At 73.8% G+C, this 18,024-nt stretch carries 13 protein-coding genes and 2 pseudogenes; 10 read left to right on the top strand and 5 right to left on the bottom strand.

The window, feature by feature from the left end:
- Window positions 1-34 precede the first annotated feature (34 nt).
- Window positions 35-1,279, bottom strand: a complete 1,245-nt coding sequence (locus AB0D32_RS28270; RefSeq protein WP_357096699.1) for a PHB depolymerase family esterase — start codon at window positions 1,277-1,279, stop codon at window positions 35-37.
- A 162-nt stretch (window positions 1,280-1,441) separates the two neighbouring features.
- Between AB0D32_RS28270 and AB0D32_RS28275 the strand changes: the two genes are divergently transcribed.
- The 6 genes and pseudogenes from AB0D32_RS28275 (at window position 1,442) to AB0D32_RS28300 (ending at window position 6,338) form a co-directional block, all read left to right on the top strand.
- Complete coding sequence (locus AB0D32_RS28275) at window positions 1,442-3,262, top strand: DUF2079 domain-containing protein (RefSeq protein WP_357096701.1); 1,821 nt, start codon at window positions 1,442-1,444, stop codon at window positions 3,260-3,262.
- A 65-nt stretch (window positions 3,263-3,327) separates the two neighbouring features.
- Complete coding sequence (gene lipB / locus AB0D32_RS28280; protein WP_357096704.1) at window positions 3,328-3,966, top strand: lipoyl(octanoyl) transferase LipB; 639 nt, start codon at window positions 3,328-3,330, stop codon at window positions 3,964-3,966.
- Window positions 3,967-4,041: 75 nt separating this feature from the next.
- A pseudogene (locus tag AB0D32_RS28285) lies at window positions 4,042-4,122 on the top strand (VOC family protein); the annotation flags it as partial.
- Between the two features lie 197 nt (window positions 4,123-4,319).
- Window positions 4,320-5,030 (top strand): SRPBCC family protein, encoded by a 711-nt coding sequence (locus tag AB0D32_RS28290; protein ID WP_357096707.1) that lies wholly within the window; start codon window positions 4,320-4,322, stop codon window positions 5,028-5,030.
- On the top strand, window positions 5,027-5,701 hold the full coding sequence (locus AB0D32_RS28295; RefSeq protein ID WP_357096711.1) for a DUF4166 domain-containing protein: 675 nt from the start codon (window positions 5,027-5,029) through the stop codon (window positions 5,699-5,701). Before AB0D32_RS28290 ends, AB0D32_RS28295 begins: the two co-directional genes overlap by 4 nt.
- Before the next feature lie 13 nt (window positions 5,702-5,714).
- Window positions 5,715-6,338, top strand: a complete 624-nt coding sequence (locus AB0D32_RS28300) for a TetR family transcriptional regulator (protein ID WP_357096714.1) — start codon at window positions 5,715-5,717, stop codon at window positions 6,336-6,338.
- 128 nt (window positions 6,339-6,466) lie between these two features.
- Here the strand turns inward: AB0D32_RS28300 and aspS are convergent, their stop codons facing one another.
- Window positions 6,467-7,753, bottom strand: a complete 1,287-nt coding sequence (aspS, locus tag AB0D32_RS28305) for an aspartate--tRNA(Asn) ligase (RefSeq protein ID WP_357096717.1) — start codon at window positions 7,751-7,753, stop codon at window positions 6,467-6,469.
- A 409-nt stretch (window positions 7,754-8,162) separates the two neighbouring features.
- On the opposite strand from aspS, the gene lipA reads away from it, so the two are divergent.
- Complete coding sequence (gene lipA, locus AB0D32_RS28310) at window positions 8,163-9,212, top strand: lipoyl synthase (RefSeq protein WP_357096720.1); 1,050 nt, start codon at window positions 8,163-8,165, stop codon at window positions 9,210-9,212.
- 131 nt (window positions 9,213-9,343) lie between these two features.
- Window positions 9,344-11,122 (top strand): annotated as a pseudogene (locus tag AB0D32_RS28315) (hypothetical protein).
- A 194-nt stretch (window positions 11,123-11,316) separates the two neighbouring features.
- On the opposite strand, the gene AB0D32_RS28320 reads toward AB0D32_RS28315, so the two are convergent.
- Together AB0D32_RS28320 and AB0D32_RS28325 are read right to left on the bottom strand one after the other, a co-directional pair.
- Window positions 11,317-14,322: an AAA family ATPase gene (locus AB0D32_RS28320; protein ID WP_357096724.1), complete on the bottom strand. Its 3,006-nt coding sequence runs from the start codon at window positions 14,320-14,322 to the stop codon at window positions 11,317-11,319.
- Window positions 14,319-14,489 carry a hypothetical protein gene (locus AB0D32_RS28325; RefSeq protein WP_357096727.1) on the bottom strand — a complete coding sequence of 57 codons (171 nt, stop codon included), beginning with the start codon at window positions 14,487-14,489 and terminating at the stop codon, window positions 14,319-14,321. The genes AB0D32_RS28320 and AB0D32_RS28325 overlap by 4 nt, the downstream gene beginning before the upstream one ends.
- 195 nt (window positions 14,490-14,684) lie before the next feature.
- On the opposite strand from AB0D32_RS28325, the gene AB0D32_RS28330 reads away from it, so the two are divergent.
- A complete protein-coding gene (locus AB0D32_RS28330) occupies window positions 14,685-15,374 on the top strand; it encodes a DUF4191 domain-containing protein (protein ID WP_357096730.1) in 690 nt (229 codons plus the stop codon).
- Window positions 15,375-15,762: 388 nt separating this feature from the next.
- On the opposite strand, the gene AB0D32_RS28335 is transcribed toward AB0D32_RS28330, so the two are convergent.
- A complete protein-coding gene (locus AB0D32_RS28335; protein ID WP_357096742.1) occupies window positions 15,763-16,101 on the bottom strand; it encodes an RDD family protein in 339 nt (112 codons plus the stop codon).
- 358 nt (window positions 16,102-16,459) lie between these two features.
- On the opposite strand from AB0D32_RS28335, the gene glnA reads away from it, so the two are divergent.
- A complete protein-coding gene (gene glnA / locus AB0D32_RS28340) occupies window positions 16,460-17,884 on the top strand; it encodes a type I glutamate--ammonia ligase (protein WP_357096733.1) in 1,425 nt (474 codons plus the stop codon).
- Window positions 17,885-18,024 lie beyond the last annotated feature (140 nt).

Here is an 18,024-nt window from a genome sequence, read left to right on the forward strand (position 1 = left end):
CACCGGCTGGCCGGGCGGCTGGCGCAGGTGCCGGTCAGCAGCCGATCACCCAGTGGTCGGGGCCGGTCTGCCTGAGGGTGCTGGTGTAGAAGGTGTTGTAGAGGCCCATCCGCTGGTTCGAGCCGTTGGCGTAGGCGTAGCCGCCGGAATGGTGGGCCCGCCCGGCGACGACGTGCGCGTAGTTGCTGGCGGTCACGCAGGTCGGCGTCGTCGGGCTCGCCGTCGGAGAAACGGTGGGGCTCGGCGTCGGCGAGGCGGTCGGGGAGGCGGTGGGGGTCGCCGTCGGGGTGGGGCTGGGAGTCGTCCCGCCGTTCAGGCCGAAGAAGACCGCGTCGTGGTACGCCGAGCAGATCGTGTCCAGGAGGTAGGCGGCGGCGGTGCCGCACTGGTCGGCCGCCGGTCCCGGGTCGACCGGGGTGCCGTGGCCCATGCCGGCGACCCGGTAGAGGCGGACGTCGTCGTTGCCGTACACCTCGAGGCTGGTGTTGGCGGGCAGCGACGCGGTGCTGGTGGGGGTCTGCGACACGCCGCGGACGTTGGTCCACTGGTCGCGCAGCTCGGTGGCGTTGGCGGGCACGACGGTGGAGTCGGACGTGCCGTGCCAGATCGCGACGCGCGGGCGCGGGCCGGTGTGCCCGGGGTACGCGGCCCGGACCAGGTTGCCCCACTCCTGCGGGGTCTTGTTCACCCCGCTGTACTGGCAGGTGCTGGTGGCGGCGGGCGGCGCGCAGCGGTACGGCAGGCCGGCGACGACCGAGCCGGCCGCGAAGACGTCAGGGTAGGTGGCGAGCATGACCGCGCTCATCCCCCCGCCGGCGGAGAGCCCGCTGACGAAGACCCGGCCGGCGTCGGTGCCGTAGTTGTCTTTGGCGTGTTCGACCATCTGCCGGATCGACAGGGCCTCGCCCGAGCCCCGGGTGACGTCCTGCTCGACGAACCAGTTGAAGCAGCTCAACGCCTGGTTGGCGCTGGACTGCTGGGGCACGATCAGGGCGAACTTCCACTGGTCGGCGAACTTCTGCCAGCCGGAGTTGGCGAAGTAGCCGGCGGCGTTCTGGGTGCAGCCGTGCAGCAGCACGACGGCCGGGGCGCCTGCCGGCAGGTTGTTCGGCCGGTACGCGTACATGGTGAGGTTGCCGGGGTTCGAGCCGAAGCCGGTGACCTGAGTGAGGGTGGCGGCCTGGGCGGGGGCGGCGACGGCCGTCACCGCGGTGGCGGCGAGGATCACCCCGGCGACCGCACCGGTCAGCCGGGTCGACAGGGACGGGGAGCGGCGCACGGGGGCCTCCTGGGGACGGGTTGTGAACTGGGTCACCCGCGAATTGCCGCGACGTTACGTCGATGCGTCGATGTTGTGACATGGGGCACGCTCACACATTCGAGGTCGGAAGGATGTGCGTCCTGACCGGCGTGCCCCGGTGCGGTTGGTAACGTCCGCTGCGTGCCGACCTCCCCGTCCCTGGCGCCTTCGCCGGCCTCGCCGCCCCGCGTCGTCCGCCACCGGCGGGCCGACCTCGTCGTGGCGCTGGTCGCGCTGGCGCTCGCCGGCTGGGTGACCAGCGGGCTGTGGCAGGACCCCAACGTCCGCGCCATCACCGTCAACTCCAGCGACCAGGCGCTCTTCGAATGGCTGCTGGCCTTCGGCGGCCACGCGGTGACCCACGGTGACAACCCGCTCTTCACCTACCTGGTCAACGTCCCCGACGGGGTCAACCTCGCGGTCAACACCTCGATCACCGTCTACGCCGTCGTCTTCGCGCCGCTGACGTACCTGATCGGGCCGCCGGCCACGTTCCTGGTGATCCTCACCCTCAACCTGGCCGCCACCGCGCTGGCCTGGTACTGGCTGCTCTCCCGGCACCTGGTCCGCAGCCCGCTCGCCGCCGCCGTCGGCGGGCTGTTCATCGGCTTCTCCCCCGGCATGGTCTCGCACGCCAACGCCCACCTGAACTGGACGGCGGGCTGGCTGGTGCCGCTGCTGCTCTGGCGGACCTTCGCGCTGCGCCGCTCCCGGCACCCGCTGCGCGACGGCGCGATCCTCGGCGTGCTCGTCGCCGTCGCCTTCTCCATCGCCGCCGAGGGGCTCTTCTTCACCGCGCTGGCGCTCGGCGTCTTCGTCGCCGTCTGGGCGCTGCACCCGGCCCACCGCGCCGAGGCCCGCGCGGTGCTGCCGGCCTTCCTCCGCGGTCTCGGAGTGACCGCCGTCGTGGCGGGGGTGCTGCTGGCGTACCCGCTGTGGCTGCACTTCGCCGGTCCGCAGCGCTTCCACGGCACCGGCTTCGACGCGGTCATCCACTCCGAGGACGTCGTCGCGTACGGGGCGTACCCGCGCCGGTCGCTGGCCGGAGAGGTGGGGCTGGGCACCCGGCTGGCACCCAACCCGACCGAGGAGAACTCGTTCTTCGGCATCCCGCTGCTGCTGCTCACCGTCGCCTGCTTCGTGGCACTCTGGCGCCGGGCCGACGCGGGACGCCGGGCGACACTCTGGGCGCTGGGCGTGACCGCCGTCGTCTTCACCCTGCTGTCGTTCGGCCCCGAGGCCAAGGTCGACGGCCGCCGCTTCGACCTGCCGATGCCGTTCGACCTGTTCGGGCACCTGCCCGTGATGAACGCCGCCCTGCCCGCCCGGCTGGCGCTGGTGGTGGCGCCGGTGATCGGGGTGCTGCTCGCGTACACCGTCGACCAGCTCCGCGCCGATCCACCCCGGCGCCGCTCCGCGCGGCTGGCCTGGTGGGCGGGGTTCGCGCTGGCGCTGGTGCCACTGGTGCCGACCCCGCTGCTGACCATCGAACGCGAACCGATCCCGCGCTTCATCACCGCCGGGACCTGGCGGGGGTACGTCTCCCCCGGCGGGGTGCTGACCCCGGTGCCGCTGACGCTCGACGTCTACCCCGACGGGCAGCGCTGGCAGGCGTACGCGTTGGCGCACCGGCAGGGCGAGTTCGCCATCCCCTCCGGTTTCTTCCTCGGGCCCGGCGGCCCGGACGGCCGGGGGCGGATCGGCCCGGCGCCGCGCCCGTTCAGCGCCATGGTGGACCAGGCCGGCCGGTCCGGGCTGGTGCCGATCGTCACCGAGGGCAGCATCCAGGAGGTCCGCGCCGACCTGCGGCACTGGCGGATCGAGACGGTCGTGCTCGCCGACGAGGTACACGGGGCGAAGTGGTCGGTCGACGAGGAGGCGATCCGACAGACCGTGACCGCGCTGCTCGGCCCGCCCGAGCGGGTGGAAGACGTGTGGCTGTGGCGGGTCCCGCAGGGCTGAGCCCGGGCCGGTCGTGAGCCGCGTCACCGCAGGTGACCGGCCGGTACGGGTCTAGGCTTGACGGCGTGACCACGACGACCTCCGGCCTCACGGCCGTCCGTGCCGGTGTCCTCGACTACCAGGCCGCCTGGGACGAGCAGCGCCGGCTGCACGAGTCGGTGGTGGCCGGCGAGTGCGGCGACACCGTGCTGCTGCTGGAGCACCCGAGCGTCTACACCGCCGGCAAGCGCACGGAGCCGTGGGACCGCCCCATGGACGGCACCCCGGTCGTCGACGTGGACCGGGGCGGCAAGATCACCTGGCACGGCCCGGGGCAGCTCGTCGGCTACCCGATCGTACGGCTGCCCGACCCGGTCGACGTGGTCGCCTACGTCCGCCGCACCGAGCAGCTGCTGATCGACGTCTGCGCCGAGTTCGGGCTGGCCGCCGGCCAGATCGAGGGGCGCAGCGGGGTCTGGGTGCCGGAGGACGACCGGGGCCCGGCCCGCAAGGTGGCGGCCATCGGCATCCGGGTCGCCCGTGGGGTGACCCTGCACGGCTTCTCCATCAACTGCGACTGCGACCTGGGGCACTTCGACCGGATCGTGCCCTGCGGCATCCGCGACGCCGGCGTCACCTCGCTCACCGCCGAGCTGGGCCGCCCGGTCACCGTGGCCGACGTGCTGCCGGCCGTCGAGCGGCGCCTGCCGACGCTGTTGGCGTGACCGCCGGCGGGGCCGTCGCGGGGCCGGGCGGACGGTCCCGCGAGTTCCGCCTCCGCCGCGTCGAGCGTGAAGCCGCCCCGCACCGAGCCGTACGGCCGGGTCGCCGTCTTCCGTGACATCGCCGGCAACCTCTGGGACCTTCTCGGCCCGGCCTGACCGTCCGCGCCGGCCCGACCGGACAGGCAGGGGCACCCGCAGCGACTGACGCCGGGGCCCTGCGTGAGGACGCGCAGCCGGACCAGCCGGGCGTCGGGATCTTCAGGCGCCGGCACCGATCACCGCATTCTTGAGCGTTCGCTCAAATCGCGGTACGCTCCGTTTTGAGCGAACGCTCAACAATGGGGAGGACGCCGATGCGGGCCGTCTACGTCGAGACGCTCATCGCCGCGCCGATGGAGCAGGTGTGGCGGGCGACGCAGGATCCCGTGACACACCCCCGCTGGGACGCCCGGTTCAGCAGCATCGACCCCGTACCAGGCTCGACACCCGCCCGGTTCCGCTACACCACGCGGGTGCTGCCAGCCGTACGGATCAGCGGCCACGGCGTGCACGCCGGCGAGCGGACACGGCCCGACGGCACGCGTACCTCGGCGCTGCGCTTCGGTTCCGACGACCCGCGCTCGCTCATCGCGTCGGGCTCGGGCTACTGGCGTTACCTGCCCGGCCCGGCCGGGGTGCGCTTCCTGACGGGCTACACGTACGCGCCCCGTTGGGGACCGTGGGGCCGACTCGCCGACCTCGCGTTCCGCCCGGTGTTCGGCTGGGCGACAGCGTGGTCGTTCGACCGGCTGCGGCTGTGGCTGGAGCAGGGCGTACCGCCGGAACGCGCCCTGGGCAACGCCGCACGCGAGGTCGCCCTGCGGACGCTCGCGATCGCGGGCGTCGGCGTCCTGGCCGCGCGGGTCACCGACAGCACCCTGGCCGGGGCGCTCGCGGTGCTCGCCGCCTCGGTGCTGGCGGTGACGCTGCCGCCCCACCCGCACACCCCCGCCGCCCGCCGCTGCCGACGCCGGCCGGCCGACCGTCTCGCCGCCCGACCGCCGTCCCTGTTGGAGAAGCTGTGACCTCCGTCTTCCAACGCGCCCTCGGTGCCGACTTCGACCGACTGCACCCGCAACTGCGGCGCCGCTTCGGGGTCGACGGCGGCACCGACGTGGGCTGCGTCGGCACCGGCGTCATGGAGCGCGTCTGGCGGGGGCCCGCCTTCACCGCGCCGTTCCTGCGCCTGGGCGCCCTGCGGCACATCCTGTTCCCGGAGACCGGCGTCGACGTTCCGTTCACCATCGAGAACTACGCCTACGCCGACTCGTACCGCCGGCCCACGCTGACGTTCGTGCGGACCTTCCAGGTGGCGACGCACCGTCGGCGCCGCTTCGACGCCACGATGGTCTACAGCCCGCGCCGCGGCCTCCTGGTCGACTACCTGGGCACGCACCAGCACCTCGCGGTCGACCTGCACCTGGGCGTCGATCCGACCGGCGCGCTGACCGTCCGCAGCGGTGCCCAGCGCTTCCGCGGCGGGGTGCCCTGCCCGGCGGCGCTCACCGGCCAGGCGCACCTGCGGGAGTGGTACGACGAGCACACCGGACGCTTCGGCATCGAGGTGCGGGTGACCAACCCTCTCGTGGGGCCGCTGTTCGGATACACGGGCAGCTTCACCGTCCAGTACGTCCGGCCCGGCCGGGCACCGGTGCCGGCGGCGGTGCGGCCGCTGCGGGAGAATCCCGGGGACTGACGAGAGGACCTCCATGGCCGCCACCCGCCAGAAGCTGATCGACGGGGCGCTCGCGGCGATCCGCGCCCACGGCATCGCCGGCACCTCGGCCCGCACCATCGCCGCTGCCGCCGGGGTGAACCAGGCCCTCGTCTTCTACCACTTCGGCAGCGTCGACGCGCTGCTCGCCGAGGCTTGCCGCGACGCGACGACGGCCCGCGTGGCGGCCTACCGGGAACGCTTCGCGGAGGTACGGTCGCTGCGCGAACTGCTCGACGTGGGTCGCGCCCTGCACGAGCAGGAACGGGCCGAGGGCAACGTGGCCGTCCTGGCCCAGTTGCTCGCCGGCGCCCAGAGCGACGAGCGGCTCGCGGAGCCGACCGCCGCCGCGCTCCGGCTGTGGACGGCCGAGATCGAGACCGTGCTGCACCGGCTGCTGCGCGATTCGCCGGTCGCTTCCGTCGCCGACCCGCCGGGGCTGGCCAGCGCGATCTCGGCCGCGTTCGTCGGCCTGGAACTCTTCGAGGGGGTCGATCCCGCCGGCGCGCGCGACGCCTTCGCCGCGCTGGAACACCTCGCGGTCCTGGTCGAGGTGGTCGAGGAGCTGGGTCCGCTGGCTCGCCGGGCGCTGCGCGGCCGGCTGCGTGCCCGGGGCTGACCTCCGGCGCGGGCCGGGGCACGACCGGTCCAGCGGCAGCGACCGGCCGGGAGGGCGATGACCGGCCGGGACGCCGTGGGGGCCGGTCGCTGCCGGCGTCGCCCCCACGGCGTCCCGACGAACCGCCCCTACGGGGTGAGCCGGTGCAGGTCGCGGGGGAAGGCGGTCACCTCCCGGACGTTGGCCGCCCCGGTGAGCCGGGCCACGAAGCGTTCCAGGCCGATGGCGAAACCGCCGTGCGGCGGCATCCCGTGCCGGAACGCGTCGACGTAGCCGGCGTATGGCTGCACCGGCTCGCCCCGCGCGGCGAGCGCCGCCAGGTAGTCGGCGTGCCGGTGCAGCCGCTGCCCGCCCGTCACCAGTTCCAGGCCCCGGAAGAGCAGGTCGAACCCGTTGGAGTACGCGGGTCGCGCCGGGTCCGGGTGGGTGTAGAAGGGGCGCTTCGCCATCGGGTAGCCGGTGACGAAGAGGAACTCCGAGCCGTGCTCCCGTCGGGCCCACTCGCCCAGTGCCCGCTCGTGCGCCGGGGCGAGGTCCGGCTCGTCGGCCGGCGCCCCGGCGATCTTCAGCGCCTCGGTGAAGTGCACGGCGGGAATCTCGGCCGGCACGTCCGGGGCCGACACCCCGAGGGTGTCCAGCGCGGCCCCGGCGCGCCCGCGTACCGCCTCGATCATGCCGGCGACGGTGTGCCGCAGCACGGCCATCACGTCCCGGTGGTCGGTGACGAAGCCCAGCTCGGCGTCGAGGGAGGTGTACTGCGCCAGGTGCCGTACGGTGTCGTGCGGCTCGGCCCGGAACACCGGCCCGACCTCGTAGACCCGCTCGAAGACGCCGACCATCAGCTGCTTGTAGAACTGCGGCGACTGCGCCAGGTACGCGGGCCGGCCGAACCAGTCCAGCGCGAAGACGTTCGCCCCGCTCTCGGTGGACGAGCCGACCACCTTCGGGGTGTGGATCTCCACGAAGTCGCGGGCGTCCAGCGCGGCGCGGAAGCCGGCCACCGCCGCCGCCGAGACGCGCAGGGCCGCCGACCGGGTCGGGTGACGCAACGCGACGGGCGCGTGGTCGAGCTGGGTGGGCAGGCTCGCGGTGAGCGCCGGCCGGTACAGGTCGAACGGCGGCGGCTCGGCGGGCGGGCCGAGCGGTCGTACCGTCGGCGCGGTCAGCTCGACCCCGGCGGGGGCCGTCGGGTTCGCGACCACCGTGCCGGTGACCTCGACGACCGTCTCCTCGGCGAGTTTCTCCACCTCGGCGCGGACGGCCGGGTCGGTGACGACCACCTGGGCGAGACCGGCCGCGTCCCGGACGATCAGGAAGGCCACCGACTTGAGCAGGCGGCGGCGGTGCACCCAGCCGGCGATCCGGACGGGCCCGCCGACATGGGCGGAAAGTTGGCTGGAAGGGATGCGTTGCATGGCGGGCTGCTCCTCGATCGATCGCAACGCCTTCGCGCCCGCGCGGGGCGGCGAAGCGTCGCCTCAGCCCCGTCAGGTGTGGGCGAGCGGGAACCTCGCGGTGCCACCACACCTTCACCCCCGCGAACGGGGGCCTCGTTCGTCGCCTTTTCACCGGGGCCAGCCGGGCGGGCTCTACTGGGCGCGGTAGGGAAGGTGCCCTTCCTGACGTGCCGTTCTTCCCGCAGCTCGGGAGAGTCTTCGCGCGCCGACGCCAGACCGCCTCACAGCAACCGGCGGCTCTCTGCAACTGGCGGGTCGGTGCGCTACTCGGCTCCGTCACAGCTCTGCCGGGCACGTTAGCACCCCGCCGGCACTGTTGTGACGGGCTTTTCCCGGCCCCGGTGTCCGGCGTCACAAGACTTCCGGGGTGACGCCGGTCGCCCGCGCTACATCGACGGCGGCCGTCGGGCGTAGGCTCGGTTTCGTGACGATCGAGCACTCCGCGCCGACGACCGGCCAGGCAGCGCGCACGGCGACGCCCGCCCCCGAGGGGCGGCGCCTCCTGCGGATCGAGGCCCGCAACGCCGAGACGCCGATCGAGCGCAAACCGCCATGGATCAAGGTCAAGGCCAAGATGGGGCCGGAGTACACCCAACTGCGCGGGCTCGTCTCGCGCGAGGGGCTGCACACCGTCTGCCAGGAGGCCGGCTGCCCCAACATCTACGAGTGCTGGGAGGACCGGGAGGCCACCTTCCTCATCGGTGGCGACCAGTGCACCCGGCGCTGCGACTTCTGCCAGATCGACACCGGCAAGCCGGCCGAGTTCGACGCCGACGAGCCGCGCCGCGTCGCCGAGTCGGTGGTCTCGATGGGCCTGCGCTACGCGACCATCACCGGCGTGGCCCGCGACGACCTGCCCGACGGCGGCGCCTGGCTCTACGCCGAGACCGTCCGGCAGATCCACACCCTCCAGCCCGGCTGCGGCGTGGAGCTGCTGATCCCCGACTTCAACGCGGTCCCCGAGCAGCTCGCCGAGGTCTTCGGCGCCCGGCCTGAGGTGCTCGCGCACAACGTGGAGACCGTGCCGCGGATCTTCAAGCGGATCCGGCCGGCCTTCCGCTACGAGCGGTCGCTGGACGTGATCCGGCAGGCCCGCGCCGACGGGCTGGTCACCAAGTCCAACCTGATCCTGGGCATGGGCGAGGAGCGCGCCGAGGTCTCCCAGGCGCTGCGCGACCTGCACGACGCCGGCTGCGAGCTGATCACCATCACGCAGTACCTGCGCCCCACCCCCCGGCACCACCCGGTCACCCGCTGGGTCAAGCCGGAGGAGTTCGTCGAGCTGCGCGAGGAGGCCGAGGAGATCGGCTTCGCGGGCGTGATGAGCGGGCCGCTGGTGCGCTCGTCGTACCGCGCCGGGCGGCTCTACCGGCAGGCGCTGGAGGCCCGCGGGGCCGCCCCGGTGACCGCCGGCTGACCCACCCGGCCGACGCGCCGGCACCGCTCGACCGCGGGCCGGCGGCCGGGTGCCATGATCGGCTGACGACGGCCGGGGTACGCCAGCAGTGGCGCGACGCGCGTCCCGCGCTCCCGCCCGCCCGGTGGCCCGTGCTGCCGACGGTCCTGACCGTGCTCGCCGTCGTGGCCGGGATCGGCTACCGCCTCGGCCTGCTGCTGCACGACGCGCCACCGACCAACAGCGACGAGGCCACCATGGGGTTGGCCGCGCTGCACATCTCCCGGGGCGAGGGGTTTCCCGTCTGGCTTCTACGGCCAGACGTACATGGGGACGCTGGAGGCGTACCTGGCCGCACCGGTCTTCGCGCTGGCCGGCCCGTCGACACTCGCGCTGCGCCTGCCCACCCTCGCCCTGTACGCGGTCTTCGTCGTACTCGCCTGGCGGCTGACGCTGCGACTGACCGGGGACCGCTGGTTCGCCCTGCTCGTCGTGGCGCTGCTGGCGCTCGGCTCGGACCGGATCGTGAAGAACCAGCTCATCGCCGGAGGCGGCTACCCAAAGATGAACGCGGCCGGGGTGGCGCTCGCCCTGCTGGCGTACGACCTGGCAGCCGGCCGGCCGGGACGTCGGCTGCCGCGCTGGGCGGCGTGGGCTTCCTGGCCGGGCTGATGGTCTGGGTGGACCCGCTGGTGCTGCCGTACATGGCGGCGACCGGGGTGGTGCTCCTCGCGCACCGCTGGCGGGAGCTGCGCGGCCGGGCCGGGGCGCTGCTCGGTGCCGCCGCGCTGGTCGGGGCCGGACCGCTGCTGGTGCACAGCCTGGCGGCGGGGCGCGACCCGCTCGCGGCGGTGCTCGCCGCCAGCGGCTCCGGGCAGCCCGCCGGTTGGGCCGATCGGCTGTTCGGGGGCCTGGTGCTCGGCCCGCCGATGGGGATGGGCTTCTGCTCCCCGAGCGACTGCGCGCCCGGCCAACTCTGGTGGGCGATCGCCCTCCCCCTGCTCCTGCTGACGACCACCATCTCGGCCTACCGCCCCCTGCGCCCCACACCCCCCACACCCCCCACCCACCCCACCCACCCCACGCCCCCTACGCACCCTGCCTCCACCTCCGCCTCCCTCCTCTGGAGATCTTGGACAGTTGCCGTTCGAGGCTCACGGCAACTGTCCAAGATCTCTCGTAGCGGTGCGGGTGGGCGGGGCGGTCCGGCTCGCTCTGGTGGTCGCCGCCACCGCGACGCTCGCCGCCTACACCGTCAGCAGCGCCGCGGGTCACACCCCGGTGGAAAGCTCCCGGTACTGTCCTGCCTGCTCATCTCCGTTCCGGCCCTGCTCTGGCCGCTCTGGTCAGCCGCCCGCCGCACCGCCGGCACAGGCACAGCAGGCACAGGCACAGCCGGCACAGGCACTGCCGGCACAGGCACAGCCGGTCCGGGCACGGGCGGGGCAGGCATGGGCGGTATGGGCGGGACGCGCGGTGGCGGCGGGGCGGGAGGCCGGTGGCGGGGCGCGACGCGGATCGCGGCGGTCATGGTGCTCGCCGCGACGCTGGGTACCGCCGCCGTGGCCACCGCCGGCGCCGTCGACGCCGCGCCGGCCGCCCGCGCCGCCGAGGCGCGGCACGCCGAACTGGTCGCCGTGCTGCGCGCGCGGGGTGTCCGGCACGTGTACGGCGGCTACTGGACCTGCAACCGGCTCACCTTCGCCACCCGAGAGGACGTGCTCTGCGCGGTCGTCAACGACGACCTGCGCCCGGGGCACGACCGGTACCTGCCGTACCGCCGGGCAGTGCGACAGTCGGCGGCGCCGGCCTGGGTCGCGCCGGACGGCTCGCCGCTGGCCGCCCGCCTGGACGAACGCCGGCACGCCGACCCGGCCGCCCTCGACCTGGTCACGGTCCCCGGCTGGCGGATCTACCTGCCCCGCCGCTGACCGACGCCGACGCCCCGGTTCCGCACACCGCCCTGTCGTCCGCCCCCTCCCGCGGGCGGCGGTCGGGCGGCGGGTCGACGCGGCACGGTGAGCTATGCCGGTCAGCGCGGCGTGACGGGCAGCGCGCAGGCGGCCGTGCCGCCGGGCAGCCGGTGCCGGGCTCGCGGTCAGCGCGGCGCGGACACGTTCATCGGTCAGCGCGGGGTGGTGGGCGCGCCGAGCAGGCCGAGGCGGTGGGCCAGCGCGGCTGCCTCGACGCGGTTGCTCACGCCGAGCTTGGCGATGATCCGGGAGACGTGCACGCTGGCCGTCTTCGGCGAGATGAAGAGCCGCTCGGCGATCCGGCTGTTGCTGTACCCCTCGGCGACCAGCCGCAGCACCTCCCGCTCGCGCGCTGTGAGCAGGTCCGCGCCGGGACGCCCCCGGGTCGCCCCGCGCAGGCCGACCCGGCGGGCCAGGGTGGCGGCCTGCTCGGCGAGCGGCACCGCGCCCAGCCCGTCGGCGAGCGCGCTGGCCTCGGCGACCGCCGCCGCCACCTCGTCCCGCTCCCCTGCCGCGGCTGCCACCTCGGCGAACGACAGCAGCGCCCGGCCGAGGGGGTACGGCTGCCCGTCGGCCCGCCACGCCGCAATCGCCGTACGCCACGCCGAAAGCGCCTCGCCGCCGACGGCCAGGAGGGCCACCACCTGGGCGGCGTGTGCCCGCTCGGCCGGGTGGCGGGCCGGCAGGCCGGCGGCGAGTGCGGACACCGCGCCGGCCAGTTCGGCGTCCCCGGTCCGCGCGGCGGTCCGGGCGACGGCGCTGAGCACCGGCCAGCCCTCCCGGGGAAGCTGCGGCAGGCGCTCGTCGGCCAACGCGGCGTGTGCCGCGCGTACCGCTGCGGTCGGGTCGTCGGCCGCCAGGGCCGCCTCGATCCGCAGCTCCCGCAGCGGCAGCCGGTGGTTCGGCCACAGGAAGGGCCGGGCCAGGAAGGCCAGGGCCCGGTCCACCAGTTCGTCCGCGTTGGCGTGCCCACGGGCCAGCCGCAGGCCGGCGCGGAGCTGGAGCCAGTGCAGCCCGGACACGCCCGGCAGGTCGATCCGGGCCGCCTCGGCACAGGCCGCGTCGGCCTCGTCCCAGCGGCCCAGGGCGATCAGTGCCTCGGCCTGGTTGGAGAGCAGGTACGCGCCCGTGGAGCGACTGATCCCCACCCTGCGCGCCTCGACTGCCCCGGCGGCGGCCGTCTCCGCCGACTCGGCGTACCGGCCCAGCTCGAACAGCACGTCGGAGAGGTAGACCAGCGCGCTCACCAGGGCCGGATCGTGGCCGGTGGCGCGGGCCAGGGCCTCGACCCGGCGCAACTCCGCCACGCGGCGCTCGGGCGACGGGTCGGTACGGCAGATGATGGCCATCCGGGTCGGCAGCAGATCCAGGTCGTCGCCGAGCGCGTCGAACGCCACCGCCGCCTCGGCCGCGAGCGTGCCGGCATGCTCGGGGTCGAGCCGGAACATCTGCACCGCGATGTCGGCGAGCAGGCGGACCCGTTCCGGCCCGTCCGGCGCCTCACGGCACAGCCGGTACGCCTCCCGCAGCTCGGCGACGCCGTCGCTGGTGCCGAGCATGGCCAGCATCCGGCCGCGCTCGTCCAGCAGCCGCGCGGCGCGCAACGGCTCGGCGTCGCTGTCCACCTCGGCCAGGGCGGCCCTGGTCAGGGTGAGCGCGCGCTGGTAGTTCCCGGCGGTGGTGGCGGCGGCGAGGGTCTCCTCCAGCACCGCGAGGTGGTCCATGTCGAGCCGTTCGGCCGCGTCGGGCACCAGTTCCCACAGCTCCAGCACCCGCTCCAGCAGCCGGCTCTGCTCCGCGTACGCGTACCGGTCGGCGGCGGCGCGGGCCGCCGTGCGGGCGGCCACCAGGGCCCGGGGGTGGTCGTGGGCGGCGTACCAGTGGTGGGCGGTCTCGGCCGGGGCACGGCCGACGGCGACCAGGTGCGGCTGGGCCTCGACGGCCGCCGCCCAGCGGGCGTGCAGCCGGGCGTGCTCGCCGGGCAGCAGCTCGTCGTGGACGGCCTCGCGGACCAGTGCGTGCCGGAACTCGTAGTCGCCCTCCGGGTCGGCCACCACGAGTTGGGCGGCCACGGCGGCGCGCAGCGCGTCCTCCAGCTCCGGCTCGGGCAATCCGGCGACCTCGGCGAGCAACTGGTGGGCGAACCGGGTGCCGCCGGCTGCGGCGATCCGCAACACCCGCTGGACGCCGTCGGGCAGCCGGTCCACCCGGGCCAGCAGCAGGTCGCGCAGCGTCTCCGGCAGCGTGGCACAGCCGATCGGGTCGCCGGCGGCGGCCAGCTCCTCGACGAAGAACGGGTTGCCCTGGGTGCGCTGGTGGATGTCGTCGACCGTGCGGGCGAGCGGCTCGACGCCGAGCAGGTCGGCCAGGATCGCCCCGGTACCGTCCCGGTCGAGGCGGCCCAGCTCGATGCGCTCGACCCCGCGCGCCCGGTCCAGCTCGGCGAGGAAGGGTCGCAGTGGATGCCCGCGGTGCAGCTCGTCCGTACGGTAGGTGCAGACCAGCAGCAACCGGGCGGTGCGGGCGGCCCGCACCAGGAAGGCGATCAGGTCACGGGTGGACCGGTCGGCCCAGTGCAGGTCCTCGATCACCAGCACCAGGGGCTGCCCGGCGGCGAGCCGCTGGAACAGCTCGGCGACCAGGTCGAACAGGTAGCCGCGCGGGGCGTCCGACACCGGCGCGACGGCGGGCGCGGCGAAGCCGGCCGGCCCCCGGGCCAGCTCCGGCAGGAGGCGGGCGAACTCGGCCTCGTACCCGTCGAAGACCCCGGTGCCGTCGCGGCGCAGCAACGCCCGCAGCGCGGCGGCGAACGGCGCGAAGGGCAGGCCGGCCTCGCCGAGTTCGAGGCACTGGCCGACCAGCAGCCGCGCGCCGGCCTCGGTGGCCGAGCGGCCGAACTCCTCCAGCAGCCGGGTCTTGCCCACCCCGGCCTCGCCGCCGACCAGGACGGTGGTCGGTTCCCCGGCACGGGTCCGGGCGAGGGCGTCGCGCAGGGCCACGAGTTCCGGCTGGCGGCCCACGAGGACGGTGCTGGTGGCGCGTACGGTCACGGCACCGAGCATGCCACGGCCCACGCCGCCGGCTCCGCTGAGCGACCGGTCAGCGGACGGTGCCCGACGCGGGTCGGTGGCGACGGCCGAGGGCGTGGGAACGCTCACCGACGGACGTCGCCGGTACGCCCCGGGTCGTGCCGTCGACTCAGCCAGTGGCGCGTGGTGCGGCGCGGCAGGGCACGGGCGAGCCGGTCGACCTCGGCCTCGGCGCGCAGCTCGGCGACGTGCGTACGGTGGATCGAGAGAATAAGGTCTGCGTCGGTGCCGAACATGTCGGGCTCCCTGCTGTCGTCGTCATCTGCCGACTCCGACTCTGCGCGCGAAGGTGCCCGGAGAGCATGGGTGCGCCGCCTGATCTTCACCCGCTCCCCCGCCTTACTCCCGGCCTCGTTCGGCGCTCCGGCGGCGTAAGGTACTCAGCCCGGCCGCGGACAACGCGACGTGCGGCGCCCACTAGACTCTGTGGCATGGCAAAACCCCAGGAGAAGGTCTCGTTCGGCCAGCGGCTGAAGCAGATCGGGATGGTGTTCAAGTTCACCGCCAAGCAGGACCGGTGGTTCGCGCCGATGGCTGCCGGCGCAGTGCTGATCCCGCTCGCGCTCACCGTGGTCGCGGTCCTGCTCTGGGGCTGGCTCTGGCTGCCGCTCGGCATCCTGTTCGCCCTGCTCTGCCTGCTGATCGTGCTCAACCTGCGGTCCAACCGCGCGATGATGAACGCCGCCGAGGGGCAGCCCGGCGCGGCGGCCCAGATCATGGAGAACATGCGTGGCGACTGGCGGGTCACCCCGGCGGTCAGCTCCACCACCCAGATGGACATGGTCCACCTCGTGATCGGCCGGCCCGGGGTGATCCTGCTGGCGGAGGGCAACCCGCAGCGGGTACGCGGCCTGCTCGGCCAGGAGAAGCGGCGGCTGGCGAAGGTCATCGGCTCCGCCCCGCTCTTCGACTACATGATCGGCCAGGAGGAGGGCGAGCTGCCGATCCGCAAACTGCGGATGACGCTGATGCGCCTGCCGCGCAACCTCAGCGGCAAGGACGTCAACTCGCTGGACAAGCGGCTCAAGGCGCTCACCGCCCGCCCACAGATGCCCAAGGGCGCGATCCCGAAGAACATGCGACCCGCACGCGGCGCGTTCCGCCAGACACGCGGCCGCTGACCCACCAGACGTACGCCGAAGAGCCGGACCCTACGGGCCCGGCTCTTCGCTTACCCCCGCCTCCCCGCTGCCCGCCCTGCCCTGCCCTGCCCTGCCCCCGCGATCTTGCACTTTCAGCCCTCAATTCAGGGCTTACGTCCCATTCGACGGGGCCACAAGTGCAAGATCGCGGGGGCAGCGCGGGAAGGGCGGTGTGGCGCGGGAAGGGCGGTGTGGCGCGAGGCGGTGCGCGCCGTTTCCCGCGATCTTGCACTTTCAGCCCTCAATACAGGGCTTACGTCCCATTTGACCGGGCCGTAAGTGCAAGATCGCGGGGGCGGGGCGGGCGGGGCGGGCGAGGCGGCGGGGCGGGGGCGGGGGCGGGGGGGTAAGGCGGGGTGGGGGGTGGTCAGGGGCGGGGGGCGTTGGTGATTACGGAGGCGGTGAGGCGGTCGTGCAGGCCGCGGCGGTGGGCGTCCATCAGCAGGGCCGGGACGACCAGGGCGAGCAGCAGGCCACGCAGCAGTCCCCGGGTCACCCCGATGCGACCGCCGTCGGCCCAGGCGACGCAGCGGATCTTCGTGATGTACATGCCCGGCGTCTGCGCGAAGAGCCCGAGGAAGAAGCCGTACTCCAGGATCAGCACCAGGACGGGCGCCCATCCGTCGCGGACCGGGTCGGCGAAGAATCCGGCGACCAGCACGCAGAGCACCCAGTCGATCACCAGGGCGCCGAACCGGCGCCCCAGGCTGGGCGGGGTGAAGGCGGGATCCGCCGCGGGCGGTACGGGGCGATCATGCGGGTTGGTCACAACGGTCAAGGGTATCCAGGGCGTACGGGCGAAGAGTGGGGGATGGCCGGCGGCGGGCGGGTCGCCGGCGGGCTCCGCCCGAACCTGGGCGGCGAAAAGGGGCGAAAGCGAGCAAGTGTCAATACACTGGCACCGCCGGTGGCGTCCCGTCGCGTGAGTCCGGCCCGCCCGAGCGGCGCGGATGACGCTCCGCGAGGGACGTAACACGGCAGAAACAGTCAAGACATGGCCGGGCAACCAGGCGGCAATAACGTCGCCAACAGCCTAGCCACCCGTGGACGTGCCAGGAGGACGTGTGTTCGCCAATCCCGAGGAACTCCTGCGATACCTCAAGAACGAGGACGTGAAGTTCGTCGACGTTCGTTTCTGTGACCTGCCCGGTGTGATGCAGCACTTCAACATGCCGGTCGAGTCTGTCGACGATGACTTCTTCACCGAGGGCCTGGCCTTCGACGGGTCGTCGATCCGCGGTTTCCAGGCGATCCACGAGTCGGACATGCTCCTGCTCCCGGACGTCGCCTCCGCCTTCATCGACCCCTTCCGGGCGCAGAAGACCCTTGCGCTCAACTTCTTCATCCACGACCCGTTCACCCGCGAGGCCTACAGCCGGGACCCGCGCAACGTGGCGAAGAAGGCCGAGGCCTACCTGGCCGCCAGCGGCATCGCCGACACCGCCTACTTCGGCGCGGAGGCGGAGTTCTACATCTTCGACTCCATCCGCCACGAGACCTCGGGGCACCAGTCGTTCTACTACATCGACTCGGTCGAGGGCGCCTGGAACAGCGGTCGCGAGGAGCCGGGCGGCAACCGCGGCTACAAGACCCCGTACAAGGGCGGCTACTTCCCGGTGCCCCCGGTGGACCACTTCGCCGACCTGCGCGACAGCATCGTGCGCCGGCTGGTCGACAGCGGGTTCACGGTGGAGCGTTCGCACCACGAGGTGGGCACCGCCGGCCAGTCCGAGATCAACTACCGCTTCTCGACGCTGCTGCACGCGGCCGACCAGCTTCAGCTCTTCAAGTACATCGTGAAGAACGAGACCTGGGCGAACGGCAGGACCGCGACGTTCATGCCGAAGCCGCTCTTCGGTGACAACGGCTCCGGCATGCACACCCACCAGAGCCTCTGGCTGAACGGCGAGCCGCTGTTCTACGACGAGACGGGCTATGCCGGCCTGTCGGACATGGCCCGCTGGTACATCGGCGGCCTGCTGCACCACGCCCCGTCGCTGCTGGCGTTCACCAACCCGACGATCAACTCGTACCGCCGGCTGGTGCCGGGCTTCGAGGCGCCCGTCAACCTGGTCTACTCGCAGCGCAACCGCTCCGCCTGCACCCGCATCCCGGTGACCGGCAACAACCCGAAGGCCAAGCGGGTCGAGTTCCGCGTGCCGGACCCGTCGGCCAACGTCTACCTGGCCTTCTCGGCGATGTTGATGGCCGGCCTGGACGGCATCAAGAGCAAGATCGAGCCGCCGGCGCCGATCGACAAGGACCTGTACGACCTGCCGCCGGAGGAGTGGGGCGACGTCAAGCAGGTCCCGGACTCGCTGTCGGCGGTGCTCGACTCCCTCGAGGCCGACCACGACTACCTGCTCGACGGTGGGGTGTTCACGCCCGACCTGATCTCGACCTGGGTCGAGTGGAAGCGGGCCAACGAGGTCGACCCGGTGCGCCTGCGCCCGACCCCGCACGAGTTCGCCATGTACTTCGACTGCTGACCAACGCTCCGTCAGCACCGGTCGGGGGGGGGGGGGGGGGGGGGGGGGGGGCCGGCCGGCGGGGGGGGGCCCCCGGGCAGGAGACGCGGGGAGGGCAGGGGGGGCGGGGGGAGCGCCGGGCGCGGCGGGCGCCGCCGGGG

The sequence above is a fragment of the Micromonospora sp. NPDC048170 genome (assembly GCF_040652795.1).
Lineage (GTDB): Bacteria > Actinomycetota > Actinomycetes > Mycobacteriales > Micromonosporaceae > Micromonospora.